Consider the following 566-nt stretch of genomic DNA (forward strand, 5'->3'; position numbering starts at 1 on the left):
CCGCCGGGTGGACGCCCGCGCCGCAGCGGCGAGACGCGGCGCGGCCGCCACACCTGAGGGGGGCGGTGCTGGTCTTGCGCGGCCGCTGCGCGGGCTTGCCTGTCCCGCGCACACGCCGCGTCGTGGCGCGCCTTCCAGCGGGCGAGCCGTTTGGCCTGGCCCGGCAGGTCGTCGAGCGCGCGGCCCAGCGCCTCCAGCCGCTGGCCCAGCCGCGATGCGCTGACCGGATCGTCGGGCGACGGCGGCGCAGGCAGGGGGCGGCAGGATGCGCTGTCATCGAGCGACCTGATGCGCGGAACGGCATGGGCGGGCACATAGCGGCGACGGATGCGGAACGGATTTTTGAGCGGATCGAGCAGCGACAGGTTTGTTACGCGCGGACGGGCGGCACGCAACGCGGCGGCTTTCCTGGCCGCTTCGGCGCGCGCAAAGTCGGCATTCGACATGGTGACGGCGATGCCGAGGCTGCGCAGCACGGCCTCGTTGGTTCCGGGTTTTGGCTTTCGCGGGCGAAACGGCGGCAGGGTCACGACGATGCCGCGCGCCGCCGCGATGATCAAACGCCG

1 pseudogene is annotated in these 566 nt (G+C 73.5%); it reads right to left on the reverse strand.

What is annotated here, in order from left to right:
- A pseudogene (locus RB623_RS30280) lies at positions 1-566 on the reverse strand (hypothetical protein); the annotation flags it as partial.

This window comes from Mesorhizobium sp. LHD-90 (assembly GCF_030929505.1).
Lineage (GTDB): Bacteria > Pseudomonadota > Alphaproteobacteria > Rhizobiales > Rhizobiaceae > Kumtagia.